General features: G+C 38.2%; 18 protein-coding genes. 3 read left to right on the top strand and 15 right to left on the bottom strand.

Annotated elements, in window-relative coordinates; all coding sequences use genetic code 11:
- The 8 genes from M2R48_RS13645 to M2R48_RS13680 form a co-directional block, all read right to left on the bottom strand.
- Positions 1-450: SwmB domain-containing protein (locus M2R48_RS13645; protein WP_262086446.1), on the bottom strand; the 450-nt coding region annotated here is incomplete at its 3' end.
- A complete protein-coding gene (locus M2R48_RS13650; protein ID WP_262086447.1) occupies positions 437-892 on the bottom strand; it encodes a SwmB domain-containing protein in 456 nt (151 codons plus the stop codon). The genes M2R48_RS13645 and M2R48_RS13650, both read right to left, overlap by 14 nt.
- Positions 876-3,458, bottom strand: coding sequence for a SwmB domain-containing protein (locus M2R48_RS13655; protein WP_262086448.1), 2,583 nt, complete (start codon positions 3,456-3,458; stop codon positions 876-878). Before M2R48_RS13655 ends, M2R48_RS13650 begins: the two co-directional genes overlap by 17 nt.
- Before the next feature lie 611 nt (positions 3,459-4,069).
- On the bottom strand, positions 4,070-4,813 hold the full coding sequence (lptB, locus tag M2R48_RS13660; protein ID WP_151803313.1) for an LPS export ABC transporter ATP-binding protein: 744 nt from the start codon (positions 4,811-4,813) through the stop codon (positions 4,070-4,072).
- Positions 4,813-5,355: a lipopolysaccharide transport periplasmic protein LptA gene (gene lptA / locus M2R48_RS13665; RefSeq protein WP_085942773.1), complete on the bottom strand. Its 543-nt coding sequence runs from the start codon at positions 5,353-5,355 to the stop codon at positions 4,813-4,815. The genes lptB and lptA overlap by 1 nt, the downstream gene beginning before the upstream one ends.
- A 10-nt stretch (positions 5,356-5,365) precedes the next feature.
- Positions 5,366-5,911, bottom strand: a complete 546-nt coding sequence (lptC, locus tag M2R48_RS13670; protein ID WP_004822582.1) for an LPS export ABC transporter periplasmic protein LptC — start codon at positions 5,909-5,911, stop codon at positions 5,366-5,368.
- Positions 5,912-5,950: 39 nt separating this feature from the next.
- Positions 5,951-6,490 (bottom strand): KdsC family phosphatase, encoded by a 540-nt coding sequence (locus tag M2R48_RS13675; RefSeq protein ID WP_262086449.1) that lies wholly within the window; start codon positions 6,488-6,490, stop codon positions 5,951-5,953.
- A gap of 3 nt (positions 6,491-6,493) precedes the next feature.
- Positions 6,494-7,486: a KpsF/GutQ family sugar-phosphate isomerase gene (locus tag M2R48_RS13680; RefSeq protein WP_262086450.1), complete on the bottom strand. Its 993-nt coding sequence runs from the start codon at positions 7,484-7,486 to the stop codon at positions 6,494-6,496.
- 197 nt (positions 7,487-7,683) lie between these two features.
- Here M2R48_RS13680 and cysS point away from each other — a divergent pair, with 197 nt between their 5' ends.
- Together cysS and M2R48_RS13690 are read left to right on the top strand one after the other, a co-directional pair.
- A complete protein-coding gene (cysS, locus tag M2R48_RS13685; RefSeq protein WP_004822587.1) occupies positions 7,684-9,105 on the top strand; it encodes a cysteine--tRNA ligase in 1,422 nt (473 codons plus the stop codon).
- A 322-nt stretch (positions 9,106-9,427) separates the two neighbouring features.
- Positions 9,428-10,048, top strand: coding sequence for a TetR/AcrR family transcriptional regulator (locus tag M2R48_RS13690; RefSeq protein WP_262086451.1), 621 nt, complete (start codon positions 9,428-9,430; stop codon positions 10,046-10,048).
- Positions 10,049-10,094: 46 nt separating this feature from the next.
- Here the strand turns inward: M2R48_RS13690 and M2R48_RS13695 are convergent, their stop codons facing one another.
- From M2R48_RS13695 to M2R48_RS13725, 7 genes are all read right to left on the bottom strand, one after another.
- Entirely contained in the window at positions 10,095-11,045 is a 951-nt protein-coding gene (locus M2R48_RS13695) for a LysR family transcriptional regulator (protein ID WP_004822592.1), read from the bottom strand.
- Positions 11,046-11,191: 146 nt separating this feature from the next.
- Positions 11,192-12,019, bottom strand: a complete 828-nt coding sequence (locus tag M2R48_RS13700) for an SDR family oxidoreductase (protein WP_262086452.1) — start codon at positions 12,017-12,019, stop codon at positions 11,192-11,194.
- 182 nt (positions 12,020-12,201) lie between these two features.
- Positions 12,202-13,458: an acyl-CoA dehydrogenase family protein gene (locus tag M2R48_RS13705; protein ID WP_262086453.1), complete on the bottom strand. Its 1,257-nt coding sequence runs from the start codon at positions 13,456-13,458 to the stop codon at positions 12,202-12,204.
- Positions 13,459-13,490: 32 nt separating this feature from the next.
- Positions 13,491-14,741 carry an SfnB family sulfur acquisition oxidoreductase gene (locus M2R48_RS13710; RefSeq protein ID WP_262086454.1) on the bottom strand — a complete coding sequence of 417 codons (1,251 nt, stop codon included), beginning with the start codon at positions 14,739-14,741 and terminating at the stop codon, positions 13,491-13,493.
- 231 nt (positions 14,742-14,972) lie between these two features.
- Positions 14,973-16,364 carry an LLM class flavin-dependent oxidoreductase gene (locus M2R48_RS13715; RefSeq protein WP_262086455.1) on the bottom strand — a complete coding sequence of 464 codons (1,392 nt, stop codon included), beginning with the start codon at positions 16,362-16,364 and terminating at the stop codon, positions 14,973-14,975.
- Positions 16,365-16,662: 298 nt separating this feature from the next.
- Complete coding sequence (locus tag M2R48_RS13720) at positions 16,663-17,571, bottom strand: DMT family transporter (RefSeq protein ID WP_262086456.1); 909 nt, start codon at positions 17,569-17,571, stop codon at positions 16,663-16,665.
- 190 nt (positions 17,572-17,761) lie between these two features.
- Positions 17,762-18,262 carry a YaiI/YqxD family protein gene (locus M2R48_RS13725; RefSeq protein ID WP_171066881.1) on the bottom strand — a complete coding sequence of 167 codons (501 nt, stop codon included), beginning with the start codon at positions 18,260-18,262 and terminating at the stop codon, positions 17,762-17,764.
- Positions 18,263-18,507: 245 nt separating this feature from the next.
- On the opposite strand from M2R48_RS13725, the gene M2R48_RS13730 reads away from it, so the two are divergent.
- Entirely contained in the window at positions 18,508-19,437 is a 930-nt protein-coding gene (locus tag M2R48_RS13730; protein WP_004822598.1) for a hypothetical protein, read from the top strand.
- Positions 19,438-20,530 lie beyond the last annotated feature (1,093 nt).

A 20,530-nucleotide genomic window follows, 5' to 3' on the forward strand; every position in this document is an offset into this window, starting at 1 on the left:
GATCGCATTTGGATCATTAGCCGTGGTTGGATCGGTATAACCCACCGTCACCGCTTGACCTAAAGTCACTGGTGCACCCAAGGTTAACACCACGTTATTGCCCACCACCGCAACACCCGTTACAGGGACAAGCTGACCATCCGCAGTCACTGCGAAGTCGCCTGCAACTGGTGGATGTAATGGATCAAGCGCTTCATTATAGCTCAGGGTCAATGTAGTCCCTGATAGATCCACTGTCGCGCTGACAAAGGTCGGTGCTGTGGTATCACCACCAGGAATAATCGAACCATTGTCTACCGCTGTCGGTGGAAGGGTTGCTGCATCATTACCAGCTGCATCTTGGATCGCATTTGGATCATTAGCCGTGGTTGGATCGGTATAACCCACCGTCACCGCTTGACCTAAAGTCACTGGTGCACCCAAGGTTAACACCACGTTATTGCCCACCACCGCAACACCCGTTACAGGGACAAGCTGACCATCTCACTGCGAAGTCGCCTGCAACTGGTGGATGTAATGGATCAAGCGCTTCATTATAGCTCAGGGTCAATGTAGTCCCTGATAGATCCACTGTCGCGCTGACAAAGGTCGGTGCTGTGGTATCGCCACCAGGAATAATCGAACCACTGTCTACCGCTGTCGGTGGAAGGGTTGCAGCATCATCACCCGCTTCTACACGGATATCATCAGGATCATTATCCGCGCTTGTATCGGGATCACCCACCGTCACCGCGGGACCACTAGTACCAGGTGCACCCAACCTTAACACCACGTCACGGCCCACCACCGATCCACCCGTTACAGGGACAAGCTGACCATCTGCAGTCACTGCAAAGTCGCCTGCAACTGGTGGATGTAATGGATCAAGCGCTTCATTATAGCTCAGGGTCAATGTAGTCCCTGATAGATCCACTGTCGCGCTGACAAAGGTCGATCGCATTTGGATCATTAGCCGTGGTTGGATCGGTATAACCCACCGTCACCGCTTGACCTAAAGTCACTGGTGCACCCAAGGTTAACACCACGTTATTGCCCACCACCGCAACACCCGTTACAGGGACAAGCTGACCATCTGCAGTCACTGCAAAGTCGCCTGCAACTGGTGGATGTAATGGATCAAGCGCTTCATTATAGCTCAGGGTCAATGTAGTCCCTGATAGATCCACTGTCGCGCTGACAAAGGTCGCATTCACTGTAACACCGGTTACAGGTACAACTTGACCATCTGCGGTGACCACGAAACTGTTTAATGGCGGTAAGTTAGTGCTGTCTAGTGCTACACGATAGGACCGGGTGTGAGATGTGCAGGGTTTATCTAGTTCTGCTCTGACAAGGTGCGGTGCTGAGTTATCGCCACCTCCTGGTACAGTTGAACCATTGTCAACAGCTGTAGCTGGAAGTGTTGCTGCATCATTACCGGCAATGTCTTGAATCGCATTTGGATCATTGGCTGCCGATGGATCGGTATAACCCACTTGCACTGCTTGACCTGCTGTGACTGGTGTACCCAAAGTCAACACCACGGTAGAGCCATTCACTGTAACACCGGTTACAGGTACAACTTGACCATCTGCGGTGACCACAAAACTATTTAATGGCGGTAAGTTAGTGCTGTCTAGTGCTTCACTATAGGTCAAGGTGAGCGATGTGCCGGCTGTATCTAGTGCTGCACTGACAAAGGTCGGTGCTGTGGTATCGCCACCAGGAATAATCGAACCATTGTCTACCGCTGTCGGTGGAAGTGTTGCAGCATCATTGCCCGCAATGTCTTGAATCGCATTTGGATCATTGGCTGCCGATGGATCGGTATAACCCACTTGCACCGCTTGACCTGCTGTGACTGGTGTACCCAAAGTCAACACCACGGTAGAGCCATTCACTGTAACACCGGTTACAGCAACCACCTGACCGTCTACAGTCACTGTGAAGTTACCAGCAACGGGTGGATGTAATGGATCAAGGGTTTCACTATAGGTAAGGGTTAATTGTGTTCCTGTACCATCCACATGCGAAGATTGGAATTGTGGATTTGTGACATCACCTGCTGTAATTTCAATCGCTTTTGGATTACCAGCACCATCTGTCACAGTGACTGTAATTTTTTCACCATCTGTAAGTGGTCGGGTTAACTGAATGTTATCAACAATACCATTCCCCGTTGCCGTTCCTGTTCCAATCACATTGCCTGAACTATCCGTGATTTTAACTTGACCCGTTTCACTTGAAGTAACTTCAACATGAGTTGCGTCTTGAATGGTTGAAGTAATCACTGGTGCAGTTACATCACCTGCTGTAATTTCAACTGTTTTTGGATTACCAGCACCATCTGTCACAGTAACCTTAATAGTTTCACCGTCTGTAAGTGGTCGTGTTAACTGAATATTATCAACCGTGTTATTACCAGTAATTGTACCTGTACCAATTACATTACCATGACCATCCGTAATTTTAACTTGACCAGCTTCATTTGAAGTGACTTGAATATGGGTCGCATCTTGAATAGTTGTACTAATAATTGGCGGTGTTACATCACCTACTGTAATTACTTTTTCTGTTTGATTACCTGCAGCATCAATAACATCAACAATAATCTTACTGCCGTCAGTTAAAGGTGTATTTAAATCAACTATTAATTTTCCATCAGGACCAATTACACCCTCAGCAATTATTTGCCCTGCTTCATTTTTAATTATAACTTTACTACCAGGTTCATTTGAATTGACCTGAATAGTATCATTATCAATAATATTTATTTCGACTTCAGGTTTTGTAACATCACCCACATTTATTGTTTCAGTTGTTTTATTCCCTGCATTATCCGTTGCTGTAATAGTAATTTTTTCATTATCAACCAAAGGTCTTGTTAAATTAATTTCAAGCGCACCTGCTTGATTTAGTTGTCCTGATCCAATTGTTTTACCACTCGCATCGACTATTGTAATTTTACTTGCTTCATCTGCAGTGATTTTAATTTTCTGATTATCTAAAATATCATAGTTTAGTTTTGGTCCTGTTTTATCACCACTTCCTGAATGACTTGAACCACCACTTCCCCCTGACGCTGCTGCAATTCCGATCGCCCCAGCTGCAGCTGCAACCCATGCCCATGCAGGTACAGCACTATGATGGCCAACTAAATACTCTTGAAAATCGGTAATCCCTAAATAATCAATTTTAGTTACAGTGCCAGTTGCATCAAATTCAAGAAAGTTAAGTAAATAATGCTTTCCATCTGCAGTTTCTATTGTAAATTCTTTTGGTTTTTCACCAATAAAGAAATCATCAATAACAACTTTTTCTCCATTTTTTAAATAAACCTCCAAATTATTATTAACTTTTACAATCTTGGCTATTTCTGCGCTATCAAGATTTACTTTATACACTGAGTAGTGTTTATTAACTAAATCTTGAGTAAGAACCTTAGCTGTTCCTTTTTCATAAATAGTGATGTTTTTCATAATATTTTTCCGTCTTATAATTTACTGTTATGCAAAAAAGATAAATAAGTGAGATAAATTTCACAAGTGTATATTTTTAATATTAAAATCACATATACATATAAAAAACAGTGCTTGTCTATAATGGCTAAATGATTGATCTTTTTTAAAACCATTACTTTGTGATGCAATTATCATTTAATTAAAATCTTACTTATTTATTTTACTAATTTATTACGATTAAATTTAATTATCACTTTATATTCATTACCACCATTATCAATGATCACTTTTATAAATTTATTTAAATTTTATTAATAGTCTTACCCTTTTAAAACGAAAAATTCTCTTATTCCCATACTATTCATAGCACTTAAAAATAATAAATTCCCATTTAATTTTTATGGGTATTATAGAAACTTAAGAATTTGACTTAGATTAAATTTTAAACAAAACATGTAACACATTTCTCTATATGTGAAGAGCATCACATTAAAACTATGTTGTTAAATTTAAATGAAATAATAATTAATAAAATATTGAATCAAAATTGGAATTTTTAAAATTTGGGTCTCAAAAAATAAAAAAAAAGATGAAGGTGATCCTCCATCTTTTAAAAAAAATCTGAGTGGTTAGACGGTAAAATCATCACCCAAATACACTTGGCGCACGGTTTCATCCGCCAACACTTCTTCTGGCGTACCTTCCGCAATCACAGCACCTTCACTCACAATATAAGCATGCTCACAAATCGCTAAAGTTTCACGAACATTATGGTCAGTAATCAAAACCCCGATGCCACGATCTTTTAACTGGCGAATAATATCTTTAATATCACCTACCGAGATTGGATCGACACCTGCAAAAGGTTCATCCAAAAGCATAAATTTTGGATCAGCTGCAAGTGCGCGTGCAATCTCTGCACGACGGCGCTCACCACCTGACACACTCATTCCAAGAGAATCTTTAATATGGGTGATTTTAAAATCTTCCAATAATTCTTTGAGACGTTGTTGACGCTGCTGTTTATCTAAGTCTTTACGTGTTTCAAGGATGGCCATGATATTTTCAGCAATGGTTAACTTTCTGAAAATTGAAGCTTCCTGTGGAAGATAACCAATTCCTTTACGTGCACGCTGATGCATAGCTAAATCAGAAATATCTTCATTATCAAGATGAATTTCGCCCTTATCCATTCGCACCAAACCAACGACCATATAGAAACTGGTGGTTTTACCCGCACCATTCGGCCCAAGCAAACCCACAATTTGTCCACTTTGCATACTGAATGAAACGTCTTTGACCACCCAACGTTTACTATAAACTTTTGCTAAATGTTTGATACAAAGCACTTGAGGCTGATTTGATGCTGTCATTAATCACGCGCTCCGGGGAAAGACTTGGTACTATTTGGCGGGATAATAATTTGTACACGTCCTTTCGCTGAACCTGTGCTATTTGAACTACCAGAAGCTTCAATATCGCCTTTGTTCATACTGTATTTTAATGAACTACTGCGAATACTTGCTCCATCTTGATATAGATAAGCATTACCAATTAAATTAATAATACCTGTTTCGGCATTATAAATAATTTTTTGTGCTTCTCCACGAGCAACACCCTTAGCCGTATCAACTTGTTGTTGAAACTTTGCGGGCCCCCCAGTGGCAGTAATGGTACTAATTTGCTTATTCTTATTCAATTGAGCCACAATTGAAGCAGCTTGAAGCTTCATTGTACCTTGCTCAATGATAACATTACCAGTATATGTCGTTACACCCGCAGCTTCATTATAGGTTGCTTTATCTGCAACCAATGAGATTGGCTGATTACGATCTGACGGTAATGCAAATGCTGCTGCAGACAAGCCCATTAAACCGGCAGTGCAGATCGCTTTTATTAGGAAAGATTGTTTCATTAAAAAAGGCTTAGTTAGGTACATACTTTCCTCGAATATGTGCAAATTCATATTGACCTTGGTTTAAATCAGCTTTTAAACCCTGACTAATAAATTCTGCATCAGGTGCATTAACAGTCACTTGGTGAGTCGTTTCAAACTGACGTATTTTAGGATATCCTGTTAACTCGTCTGTCTGAAATTCCATGGTCCCTCGTTCACCAATCTTGGTCGCTTTAACTTGTCCAGATAAAACGACTTTTTCATTGTCATTAAATCCTCGTGCTTGTTTTGCAAAAAAAGTTGAATCAACTTTATTTTGATGAAACATCGAAGCATTGAGGTTACTCAGTGTTGAAGTTTTTCTTTGTAAATCTTGTTCTAAACGATCCACTTGAGCACGAACATAAAGATTACCCTTTTCATCTGTTTGGACCAACTGGATACCCTCAGCAGTATACGTCATGCTTTTGGCTGAATTCGCATCCAACTTTTTGCCTTTCCCACTGTAATAGTAATAGCCACCACTGATTGCCGCGATGACAACTGCAGTCACATATAAAACCTTAGTATCCATAAGTTACATTCAACATTTGATCAATCTGAATTTACGCTATTAATGCGGTATAGCTGTATATTTTTCAAGTAATTCTTGGTAAGTGCCTTTAGCCATCATCAACATATCACAGACTTCACGTACAGCTCCACGCCCACCCATCGCCTGAGTGACTAAATCTGCTCGGCGCCGCACTTCTACATGCCCATTGGGAACAGTGACTTTCATCCCTGCAATTGCAAAGGCAGAAAGATCTGGCCAATCATCGCCCATATATAAACAGTCTTCAGGATCTAAATTGAATTGAGCACAGGCTTCTTTAAGTGCAGCACCTTTGTCTTCACGACCTTGAAAGACCAAATCCACGCCAAGATCAGCCATACGTTTTTCAACAATATTGCTTTTACGTCCTGTGATAATGATGACTTTAATTCCAGATTTTTGCACCAGCTTCATGCCTAATCCGTCGCGAATATCAAAAGATTTAATTTCATCCCCTGTATTGGTCAACGTCACAAAACCATCACTCAAAATTCCATCTACATCTAAAACCAATGCTTCAATATGACGCGCTTGTTCCAGTAAAACATAAGAAGCCATTGATTAATTTACTCCAGCTTGAATCAGGTCATGCATACTAATTACACCAATCACTTTATTGGCATCATCAACGACAATAAATTGACTAATTTTCTTTTCATTCATTTTTTCTAAAGCTTCAACTGCACGTGCTTCTTTAGAAATGGTTGAAGGATTTTGAACCATGACCGCGGATACAGGCAAGTTCACATCAAAACCTTGTTGTCTATCAATTAAACGGCGTAAATCACCATCGGTAAATATGCCCAATAATGTGTCATTTTCATCGACAACAGTGGTTAAACCTAAACGCTTATTGGAAATTTCGTACAAAACTTTATTCATTGGTGTATCAGGAAATACTTTTGGTAAATCAGTGCCTGTACGCATCAAATGTTTAACATGTAACAACAGACGTTTGCCTAATGCACCAGCAGGATGTGACATTGCAAAATCATCTGCAGTAAAACCACGTGCATCTAATAGCGCCACAGCCAGTGCATCGCCTAATACCAATGTTGCAGTAGTACTCGAGGTGGGTGCCAAACCTAATGGACATGCTTCTTTAATATTTCCAAGTGTCAACGCAACATCTGCATTTTGTGGCATAGGTCCTTTGTCATCACCACTGATGGTGATTAAAGGCACTTCCAAATACTTAATCAGTGGCATCAACATCATAATCTCATCACTCTTTCCAGAGTTTGAAATTGCAATCAACACATCACCTTTGACCAACATTCCCAAATCACCATGTCCGGCTTCACCAGGATGCATAAAGAATGAAGGTGTACCTGTTGATGCGAAAGTTGCTGCCATTTTCCGCCCAATATGCCCAGATTTCCCCATACCCGTAATCACTAAACGACCTTGGCACTGTAAAATAATTTCACATGCGTGCGTAAAGCGTTCATCAATTTGAGTCGCTAAAATCTCTATGGCATGTTCTTCAATGCGTAAAGTTTCAAGTGCAACTTTTTGAAAATCAACTTGATTTGATTTATTTTCAGGATTCAAAATGGGCTAACCTTAACTCTATAAAGAGTTTTGAATATCGAATGGAATATTTTTGCTATTTTAGCATAGCAATACAATAGGCTGCTTTCCTAAATGTATAAATTTCATTTTCTTAGAAAAATAACGTATAAAACTTTATGAAATATGGAGCTTAGGTTAAGATTAATCATCATTTTGTTGAAGCCTTTAGAAAACCTATGCAACCATTTGTTCTTTACAACTCTGAGCAACGAAAAAAAGTTGAATTTGTTCCCCGTAAAGAAGGACATATCGACATGTATGTGTGCGGTATGACAGTTTATGATTACTGTCATATAGGCCATGCTCGGGTGATGGTTGCTTTTGACTACATTATTCGTTTTTTACGTAGTCAAGGTTGGAATGTTAAATACGTTCGTAACATCACAGATATCGATGACAAAATTATTGCGCGTGCCAATGAAAATAGCGAAAGCATTACAGCTTTGACCGATCGTTTTATCAAGGCGATGAATGATGATGCCGAAAATTTAGGATGCTTAGCACCTGATGAGGCACCCCGCGCAACAGATTATATCGATCAAATGCAGAATATGATTGGTAACCTTGTCAATAAAGGCACGGCTTACCCTTCTGCAAATGGCGATGTCTATTTTGAAGTTGAAAAATTTAAGAACTATGGCCGACTTTCGGGACGTAAACTTGACGATATGCAAGCTGGCGCTTCTGAACGTGTTGATGTTGAAGTTGAGAAAAAGCATCCATTTGACTTTGTGCTATGGAAACATGCTAAAGAAAATGAGCCTTCATGGGCTTCACCTTGGGGCAATGGCCGTCCAGGTTGGCATATTGAATGTTCAGCAATGTCAACTTGCTGCTTAGGCAATCATTTCGATATTCATGGTGGCGGTTCAGATCTTTTATTCCCACATCATGAAAATGAAATCGCGCAATCAGAAGCTGCAACAGATGAACAATATGTAAACTACTGGATGCATGTTGGCTTTATTAATGTCGATGGCGAAAAAATGTCTAAATCTTTAGGCAACTTTTTTACCATTCGTGATGTGATGGAGAAATTCCATCCTGAAGTGATTCGTTATTTTATTGTGTCATCACACTATCGTAGCCCTGTAAACTTCTCGGACTTTGCACTAAAAGAAGCAAAAACTACGCTTTCTCGTTTTTATCATGCATTTAAAGCGTATCAACAAGTCTATGGCAATAAAACCACAGACCTGTTAGATGAAACGCTCGTCGAGCGCTTTAATTCAGCAATGCGTGATGACTTCAATACATCTGAAGCAATTGCAGTTTTATTCGAAATTATTAAAGAATTAAATCGTGCGGTTAAAGAAGAGAATGCAGCGCAATCTACGCTTTATTATTCTACTTTACGCCACTTGACCAATATCCTTGGCTTGGTTCAATACAATGTAGATGACTTTTTAAAATCAGACATTGGTCAAGAAGCACTTGGCTTATCCGAGGCTGATATTGAAGATTTCATTCAACAACGTGTTGATGCCAAGAAAAATAAAGACTTTGCCCGTGCAGATGAAATCCGTCAGTCTTTGCTTGCTCAAGGTGTAGTACTGGAAGATACACGTCAAGGTACCATTTGGCGCCGCGCGGATTAATTTCTAAGAGCTTTATTAAAAAGAAAAACCTGATCAAATGATCAGGTTTTTTTGTAAAGTCGTTGCTAACTAAATATGTTTTTAAACGGTACATCTCTTACAGTTTCTTTATATTCATCTTATGACCATACTTAAGTTTAGTTTTATAAATTGTTCGTTGAAATTTTATCTCTCCTAATTTACTTATATAAAAGCTAAATTATTAAATACATTAAAAAAATAAATATTTTATTGAATATGATGGACTATAGTTTTATTGAATCAGCGAAATAGCTGATATACTCTGAGTCCAGTTCTTCATCAGCGGTTTTGGATCAATAGAATGAGTTCAGTGCGCCAACAGAATTTTCTTCTTCGCAAAGAGAAAATTTTAGCAATGGCAGAAACCTTATTGCTTGATAATAATCAGGATATTACGTTAAGTGAGCTTGCTGCTGAACTTGATATCGCAAAAGGAACGATCTATAAACATTTTAAAAGTAAAAACCAGCTGTATCTTGAACTGATAATCTTGAATGAAAAACGACTTTTAGATATTTCTAAAGCCTATCATCACGATATTAAAATCTATGTATCCGAATACATGTTATATAACATGTTAAATTCGAATCGAACAATTTTACTGCATGTGATTGAAGAGCGTTTAACCAATAATGAACGTAAACTCAAAGACTTATTCGAAGATCTTTATAGCATACGTGAGCAACGTATTTTAGAAATTAAAGATCTTTTCGGAGCACATCTCAAAGCCTTAAACAGTAGTATGTCAATCCGTGATTACTTGTCTTATATCTGGACAGTGACTTATGGCGCATCATTATTGTTAAATTCTACGCACTATCAAAAGTCTATTGGCTCTCGTGAACGCTTAATCAAACTCTATGTCAATCAAGCATTGATGACACCTGATAAGCTAACCGATTCAGAGCATCAAGCAAATTAATCTTAAAAGGATAACTGTTCTTAAGCTATTTAGTTTAAAAAATCCTCTAAACTTCAGGCTGATCGCCATGGCTTAATAACTGACTAGGTAAAGGCATTGAGTTCACCTGACTAAAAATCTCATAACACATATGTCTTAACCACTGATGGCTGGTTTTATGGTGACATGACATATGCCAATACTGCTTAATCGAATAAGTCGGAAACGAAATTGGTGCTGGAAAAATTTGTAAGTTTCCTCGTGACAACAAGACTTCGCTCAAATAATAAGGAACGGTTGCAATCGAGTCAGTATCTTGCACCACTAAGCCAACACCAAGATAACTCGGAATACGCATCAATACATTACGCTTTAAGTCCAAATTTAACAGCTCATTGGCGATGTGATAATGCCCCACCCCTGCATCAATATCGATGTGTGATTCACTCAAATACTGCTCAACGGTCATGCTTTGTTGAGTTAATCGTGGATGATCTTTAGATGCAATCACCACATAAAATTGTTCGAATAATTTTTGTTGATAGAAACCATTTTCTAATTGCGGTAAAAAACCAATCGCCAAATCAATTTCACCATTTGCCATCTGATAACTGGTTTCAGAGGTGATGGCACGAACATTTAATTTGACATGCGGTGCATGTGCTTTGAGATATTGAGAAATTTTAGGCAATAAAACTAAGTGAGAAACATCCGTCATCGCAACTGTAAATTGTTGCTGAGATGCTGTTTCATCAAAATCCACACTAAAATTATTAATAATTTCAACTTTACTCAGTGCTTCACTGATCAAAGGATAAAGTTGTTTAGATAATTCTGTAGGCACCATTTCATTACCAATCCGTAAAAATAACGGATCGTTATAATGAACACGAATTTTGTTCAGAATATTGCTTACTGTAGGTTGGCTCATCGCTAAATGATCTGCGGCAACAGAAACACTTTTAAACTTGTAGATATAGTAAAAAATACTGAGCAACTTACAATCTAACTCATACACGAAATTACATCTCACTCATTTTTTAGATTCAATATTATATCTTCTGCTTTTTTATAAAAATTTCCAATGTTTTAATGTACCGATTTTAAACAATCAAACTAGGATTTTAAAATCGGTACGAATTATTGGCGCGATCCGCTCAGCAATTATTCTTTAACAAACAAATCTACCATCAACTCATCCTCTGAATCAGCATAGCGATATTCAGAAAAATCTGTAATACCCGACTCTCGTAGGATTTCTTCATCAATCAACAAACGTCCTGTTAAAGCACGTTTCTCACTGTTTAAAATACGATAAGCGGCGTCTGCCATAATGTTCGGTTTACGAGCTCTGCTAAATAATTGCTTACCGCCTAAAGAAAACTCAATTGCAGCTGTGGCAATAATCGTTCTCGGCCAAAGTGAATTTACACTTACGCCAAAACTGGCAAACTCTTGATTCATCCCTAAAGTCAGCATACTCATACCATATTTAGTAATGGTATAAGGCGCATAGCTGGCAAACCATTTTTCATCCAAGTTTAACGGCGGTGAAAGATTTAAAATATGTGGATTGTCACTGTTTTTTAAGTACGGTAACGCAGCTTGACTACATACCATCACAGCACGTGTATTAATCTGATACATTAAATCGAAACGGTTTGGATCAAGCGTCTCTACGCCAGACAGTTTAATCGCACCAGCATTGTTAATTAAAATATCAATTCTACCGAAATGCGCTGCTGCTTGTTTCATGGCAAGCGCAACCGCATCTTGATCACGTACATCCAGTTGAAGTGCTAAAGCTTGACCACCTGCCGCCTCAACTTCTTGAGCAACAGTAAAAATCGAGCCTCCTAATTTAGGATGCTCTTGTGTAGATTTTGCAGCAATCACAATGTTCGCACCATCTTGTGCAGCTTTTAGTGCAATCTCTCGCCCTATTCCTCGGCTTGCACCGGTAATAAAAAGTGTTTTTCCTTTAAGCGACATGATTTCCTCGTTGTATTTGTTTTTTGCTGTACTAATCTACTTAACTTTATTTTCTCCTCATAGTACCAAATCTGCCATTTTGTATACTCATGAGTACAATAATTATTATTCTTTATGGTCCTTATAAAAATCAAAAGCTTGCATACGCAAGCCTTGAACTAAAGGTGATTAAAATTTAAATTTTAGGCAACGCCAACTTTTGGGCTTGTTCCAATTTGCCAAACAAATGGCAATGGTTCACGATTGACTTCCCAATCACCAATCACTTTTTCCTTATATACGACTGGATTATGTGAAGATACGACCCGCGCATTGCGCCAGAAGCGATCAAGTTGTTTTGTGGTGGTACTTGCAGATGCGCCAAGCGCATTAAACAACTTACTGGTTAAATCCAAGACTAAATCAGAAATAACCACCTGCCCTTGTGCCGCTTCTAATTCAGCATCATTATTTGCTTGAATATTTTTTACTTCGGATTCACTAAAGTGACTGATATATGCACGCTGTAAAGCTTCTGCTGTTTGCGTGGTAATGCTTTCACTTGCATAGGCTTGTGCGGAAGCCTTACCAATCACTTGTAAAATTTGTGGATCATTACGTACTAAATCAGCATTGCCATGACTAAAAATACGATCACGCTTTTGTACTTCATGAATAAATGTTGCAACTGCTGACTGTGCAATCCCCGATAAGGTCGCCAAATGAATCACTTGGTAGAACGCAGTCTGATATTTAAAACGTTGCTCAAAGGGCAAAATATGGTCTGCTTCGACTGCAACATTGCTTAATGTTAAAGTGCCACTTCCCGTGGTTTTTTGACCGAAACCATCCCAATCATCCTGTACTTCAACCCCAGAAGCATGTCGAGAAATCGCAGCAATAACATGCTGATCCGTACGTTCATCATAGGCAAATAAATCAACCCAATCCGCAAAGATTGTGCCTGTTGAATAGTACTTTTTCCCATTGACCAGCAATTGATTATTATTTTGAGTTACTCGGGTAATCACATCACCAATTTTTACATGGCCGATCTCAGTCCATGCATTCCCCACCAAATCACCTTGGACAAAACGTTTAAACCATAATTCTTGATTCTTAAACTTATGTGCATTTAATCGATCTTCAACAAAAGCGAAATGCCCCCGCAATGCTTGCACAATATTTGAATCGGCCTTTGCAAGTTCAGTGAGCAATTGAAATAACTGAGGTAAAGATACCCCATCTCCACCAAACTTGACTGGTATACGTAATGCACCAAAACCTGCATGTTTTAACCAGTCTATTTGCTCGTACGGCAATATACGCTGTTGCTCGCGCTCAACGACACCTTGTGAAATCTTTTCAAAAATCGCACGATACTTTGACGCAACCTTCTCATAGTCTGCTGAGATTGATAAATCTTCAATAAAACGGTTTTGAATATCTAAGTTACCCATTTTTTCTCTCCATCTGTTGGTTATTTTTATTCTTAACTCCACGCATGGCGTGGTAAGTGAATGTTATTGAGATAATAATTACCGACTAAATTAAATTTCCAACGTACAGGATCATGCAAAGTATGAGTACGGGCATTACGCCAATGGCGATCTAAATTTAATTCAGACAATGTTGAACGAGTACCTGATAATTCAAATAATTTATTTGAAGCCAGAATGGCAATTTCAGTTGTTAATACCTTGGCTTCTGCAACCAGTAATGCCGCCTGATTAGCATTCTCTTCAGATGGATTGGCAATTGCTTGATCAATTGCATCACCAGCCAAGTCTAAAACAGCTTCGGCTGCACGTAATTTGATTTTTAACTCCCCTATACTTGCAATGGTATACGGATCATCGCTGGCTTTCTCTAAACCTGAGTCAATCCAAGGGCGTGAATGTAAGCGTACATATTGAATCGTTTCATCAATTGCACCACGAGCAATACCCGCATCTACTGCGGCTTGAATAAATTGAGAAATAGCACCTGCTGCTGTAGGTCTTTCAAAGGCTTTGTGAATCGGCACAATATATTTTTCATCGACTTGAACTTGTTTTAATAACACAGTTCCACTCGCTGTGGTTCTTTGTCCAAATCCAGACCAATCATTAACAATTTCTAGACCTGTACTGGTCCGTGGCGTTAAGGCAACCACAGGCAGCCCCCCTTCATTAACTGCTACGACAGGTACCCAATGTGCCAATAAAGCCCCTGTAGCAAAGAATTTTTGACCATTAATTTCATAGCCTTGGGCTGTTTTATGTATTTTGGTTTCTAAGTCAGCAACTGTCTTACTACCTTTTTCTGAAAACGCATTGCCCAAACGTCGGCCTTTTAAAATTTCAGCAAAGAAAAATTGTTGCTGCTCTGGACTGGCATCTAAACGGAGATGCTCAATAAAAGCCCAATGATTTTGAGCAATTTGCCCAAGTGAAGGATCTACACTAGAAATGGTCTTCACCACTTCCGCTAAAGTACGATATTTCACTTCAGCCCCACCAAATGCCTGAGGAATATTAATTCCCCATAAACCACTTTGTGAATAGAGCTGTATCTCCTCAAGCGGCAAACGACGTTCATAATCACGTTGCGATGCTTCTTTGGCAAACTCTTTGGCCAAATTTTTCGCTACTTGAATGGCTTCCGCATCCGATTGAATAACATGTGCATCATGATTCAATTCAAAAAATTGCAAAGGAACCGCTGTCTGAGAAGAAAAGTTTTTTTGGTTTAAATCCGTCATTGTTGTTACTCTTTTAAATAAGTATAGATTTAAACTAGCACTATTTTTTTATACTATTTATACGAATAAATGCATTTATTATTCAAAACAAAATCATAAATTTATCATTAAAATTCATAACTATTAAAATCATAAAAAAGCCCACATTATGTGGGCTGGACTCTAACTAATGAGCTCAATCAATATGCAATAAATAATTATTTAAAATGCATATTTAAAATTGAATTTAAACTAACTTGCTTGTGCCAATCTATCCGTATTCTCTTTGCGATATTGTGCGCCTCGATGATTCTCTGGCAAATAAGCACCTTGTTGAAATAGTTTTTCTCGTAGAGTCCCCTGACGATATTCTGTTTGATAAACACCACGACGTTGTAACTCAGGTACAATAAAATCTACAATATCAATAAAAGTTTGATGAGCAAGAATATAAGCTAAATTAAAACCATCGACATCGGTATCTTCTACCCATTGTTGTAACTCATCTGCAACCGTTTGTGCTGAACCGACCAATACAGGACCATTTCCCCCCACACTATTCCAATGGGCAATTTCTTCAATTGTCCAAATACGGTTAGGATCTGCATTGACATAAGCATCTAACATCGATTGAATCGCATTGGTTTCAATATACTCAACTTTATCATGCGGTTGATACTGTGAAAAATCCACACCAGACCAACCAGACACCAATGTCAATGCACCATCATAGCTTCCATAAGACTGATATTCTTTAAATTTCGCCTGTGCCTTTTGATCCGTTTCATCGGTTACAATTGACAATAAGCTATAAATTTTAACCGCATAAGGATCTCGCCCTTCCAGTTTTAATTTTTCACGAATACTTTGAACAATTTTCTTCGCTGCTATTTTTGACGGTGGCGCAATAAAAATACATTCGGCATTTTGGCTTGCAAATTTTTGTCCCCGAGCTGACGCACCTGCTTGGTATAGCACAGGCGTGCGTTGTGGCGAAGGTTCACAAATATGAATACCAGGGACTTTAAAGTATTTCCCCTCATGTAAAATGGGATGAACTTTTGTATGATCAGCAAAGATTCCAGCCTGCTTATCTCTTAAAACAGCATCATTTTCCCAAGACCCTTCCCACAGCTTATACAGCACTTCTAAATACTCATCGGCAACATCATAGCGATCATCATGATTTAATTGCGTAGTTAGCCCCAAGTTCTTAGAACCACTTTCCAAATAAGAAGTGACAATATTCCATCCCACCCGACCTTTGGTAAGATGATCTAATGTACTGATTCTTCGTGCAAAAGGATAAGGATGTTCAAAAGATATTGATGTCGTTACACCAAAACCTAAGTTCTGTGTTACCGCAGCCATCGCTGGGACAATTTGCAAAGGATCATTGACTGGGACTTGTACTGCACCTGTTAATGCATGTTCTGCACTGTGGTGGTAAACATCATATATCCCGAGTACATCCGCAATAAAAATGCCATCAAACACGCCCTTTTCCAAGATTTTAGCAAGGTCAGTCCAATACTCAATATCTTTATATTCTGTCGAACGATCTGAAGGATGACGCCATAGACCAGGAGATTGATGGGCAATACAATTCATTTCAAAGGCGTTAAAGCGGATCTGCTTCGTCATTTCTCTTCAACTCATTTTGGTTATTATTTTTATCCTATGCCATTTATCTTTATTCTTTTATCTCAATATCTTCAATTATTATCATGATTGCTTTTATCTAAAATGGTGAAGTAAATATACTATTTTATAAAAAGTGCTTTATTTAAAATGACTCATATTGGCTTTCATCATTTTGTAAGTATCATGATTAACTTAGTATAAAAATTAAAAACACATCTTATTTAAAAAGCATGAATCCAAACTTAGTTTAAGGTTAATCACGCAGCATAAAATCTAAAGACAAAAGAAAAATTCGATGCTAATTTTCAATCTTTTTAGCCAGCAATTGACGCGCTTTAAAATCTTTATAGAAGTATAAAATTAGTCCAGAGATCAAAACCGCCGCACCAATAAACACACTCATTGTCGGTTTTTCATTATTGAGCATCGCGCCTAAAAACATGGCAATCAACGGGGTCATCACAGTCGTCAATGACAAAGTCGTGGCTTTAATATTTTGCACCAATTTAAAATAACAAAACATCGCCAGTAATGAAGCCATCAATACGGTATAAATCAATGCTAATAATGATTTGGTTTCGGGAATATGCGTAGGTGCATACTGCCAAATAAAAGGAATAATACACATTGCAGCCAACGTAGAAACCAAGATTGAACCTGTTGCTTGCGCCATTGGAACGACATCTGCATTTACTTTTTTTACCCAAAAGATCGAAAAAGCATAGGTAAATACACTCATCAACATCAACAAGATTCCAACAGGATGCACATGTTGACTTGCCCCGCTACTGGTACAAATAATGGCGAGGCCAATAACAGCAACCAGCATCCCAAGCCATTGAATCCCCAATAATCTTTGACCAAAAACAAAACGACCAATAAGCCCTGCCATAATTGGAGCTAATCCAAACATCAAAGCAATAATACCTGAACTTAAATAACTGGTCGCAGCATAGGTAAAAATTTGCGAACCAATCAGACTAAATGAGCCTGCTAAATAACTATGTAAAGCAATTTTATTGTACGGTAATTTAACTTTTAAAATCAGCAATAGAATTAAAGCAATCGGCAAAGCAATAAAAAACCGCAAAACCAAAGCCCACATCATATGTAAATCTGCCACACTCCATACAATTGCCAAAGGCGTACTTGCCCAAATGAAGACCAATAAAATATAAGTCGTCATCAGGTTGGATTTGGAGGGCATATAGATTCCTAAATGACTGCTGGATGTGAATTAAAATGTGCTGGGTTTAAAAATGAATTTCTACATTGATCTTTGCAAATTCAATTAAATCTTAATCAAGCAATGTGAAGATCTATTGAAAAACGAGGTCGATTCATTCAAAAGGTGGAAAAAATCAGTCGCAGATGATTATTCAAAGCATGAGTTAAACTTATATCGAAGTCTTACGTTTCTGCTTGAGAATGGTTTGGTCTAAGCTACTCGAAAATTCACGTTTATCACGCTCAGAAATCGGTGGTGGCCCACCTGTTTGTACACCTGCACCACGCAAAGTATCCATAAAATCACGCAAATGTAAGCGAGCTTTGACATTGGCTGAAGTGTACACCTCTCCACGTGGGTGAATTGCCACACCGCCCTTTTCAATAACCTGTGCCGCTAAAGGGATATCCTGAGTAATCACAATATCATGCTCCCCCATACGATCAACAATTTCTTGGTCAGCTTGATCTGCACCCGACATTGCTTGAATTGAGTTGATCCGTACAGACGGCGTAATGCCCACAGGCTGATTTGCAACAAAAGTAACTTCTAATTGATAACGGTCTGATGCACGTAAGATCACTTCACGAAGAATTTTAGGTAAAGCATCTGCATCGACCCAAAGTTTAAATGGCAGCACACAACATCTCTGATAAAGATTTTTCAACATTTTAGCAAAATGACGCTTCGCTGTCCTATGCATATTCTTTTATTTATCGCGCAAATTTTTAACGACTTTCAGATTCAATCAAACTTTGCATTTCGCTTTTGGTGATTAAAAGTACAATTTCGGGTGTGGTTTATGGTAATTGAGTTTAATATTCTGGTTTTTCTTATGATTTTACATTTCAGGACTTGAAATCTAGCAATCACCCTCGATTTAATAGCATAAGAGAGGCATTTAAAATCGTGAAAATGAACAATCAAAACAGACCTGAAACAATTATCATAGAAGATCAGAATTTTGGTAGCCATGTCGAACATTGGAGTCTATTGACTGAAAATCCAACGTCCGAAGTGCCCAAATGGTTAGGTTTGGCTTTGGATGCACCAGTGATGCCCATGGGGCTTTGTTCAAAAGAATGCGATATGGATGTATCAACTTGGTTAATCCAAGGTCCAAGCGGTTCTTCTGTACAACTCTGTCAAGTGATTGATGTTGAGAATAACAAACCTAAAGCTGTAAAAACGGCTTTCCCAAGTTTTGAAAGTCCCTATCAATTAAATGCTTCTATTGACCGTATTATTACCTGTAAAACCAATACTCAAGCAGTACTTAGCTTAAAAGTAGGAACAAATAGCGTAGTTTATGCATTTGACAGCTTGTACAGTGTAAACGGCCATCAATATATGCAAGATCAGCAATATAAAGTTCAACTGAATGCATGGGCCTATGAACTTGAAAAAGTTTCTGACCATGAACAAATCATTGTTGATGATCCTGCTTCAATCAAACACCATCGTGCATTAAACGATATTCTGTCACAAAATAATGGTATTGCACCTGAGAACCTTCAAGAGCAAATTGATGCATGGGAAGCGAAGTCAGAAGATGATAAAGCGCCTGTTACTGTCGATTTTTCTAAAATGGTGGCATACCTCTATGGAGAAACGCTAGGGCAAGAAGATGAAGCTTGGTTTCAAGGTAAAGTGGTCGGTAAAACTCAAATGCAGTTTATGCAACAAGACTATACCCTTTATGATGTGACTTTAATTCTTGAAGAGAACCAACCCGCAATTTTAGTCCGTATCGCAACCAAGGATCCTGCTTTCAAAAATTTTGAAATTGGACAATATATTCGCGGTAATATCTGGATTCAAGCAAACATTTATTCTGCTGCTTGATTCAAAAAACACATGATCAGCATGATGGAAAACCCATCATGCTTTTTTATTACATGTTTTGTAACATTTCTATTATATCTAAATAGATGCTCTCACTTTTTATCTTTTTGAATTCAAATTTACCAGTTATCCACAGTTTAAATTCAAAATTAAATAATCAGCCCTTTCTAAAACTATTTAAGTTGAAGAATATCGCCTGTTTATTTAAATAATAAATACATTCCCCTATTTGAAAAACCCCAAGAAAACGAATTCAAAAATAAATTTAAAAACAGTAGCTTAAGCATAAAAATTAAACCAATAAATATCATGAGCTTGTTAAAAAATAGACTTCATTTTTATACTTAAATCAGATTATTATCCATATAAAGACTAAAAAATAGTCAAGTTATCCACAATGTATCCACAAAATCATGATTATAAATTCATAATATTTTTATGGATCGGGAGATAATAAAAGCCACAACATATTAATAATGTAATTTAGCACTTTATTTAACCAGTCAATTATGTTAAAAATACGACGAACCAATAGGATTTAAACAATAATTTAAAAATCTAGGCTCAGTAATGAAAATTATACCTGAACAATCGACTAGTCTAATCAATCAAGTTAGTGGTTTTCACTTACGCTTGGATAAAGGAGCCTGCTGCTTTTTTGTTCTAGGTATGTTTATAGCTGCAATGATGATCCATATATTAGGCATATTCCCGACGACTTAATGTTTCACGACATTTATCTCACATAAAAAAATCCCTCACTCTGGAGGGATTTTTTTATGTCTAAGACTTTAGGGTCTGTTGACAGTTCGTCTACGTTTGCGACTACGTGTGTTTTTTAGGCGATACTAGGCACGAAATACGAAATTTAGTCATTCTAAATAAGTAGCTCGTAACGACGTAGCGGCAAAAAACACGCTAGTCCCCAGCTGCGCCTTGCGCTGCAAACAAAGCAGTGCTTTGTTCTTGCTCAGGGTTGTGGCTAAAATTATCTCAGCCTTCGTTATGAAACTCGAAAATAGTCTCGCTATTCTCTTCGTTTCATGCCTTGCCTGCTCAATTTTAACCTACAACGCAAGCCATTTATGAAATG

This window comes from Acinetobacter sp. I-MWF, assembly GCF_025433935.1.
Taxonomy (GTDB): domain Bacteria; phylum Pseudomonadota; class Gammaproteobacteria; order Pseudomonadales; family Moraxellaceae; genus Acinetobacter; species Acinetobacter guillouiae.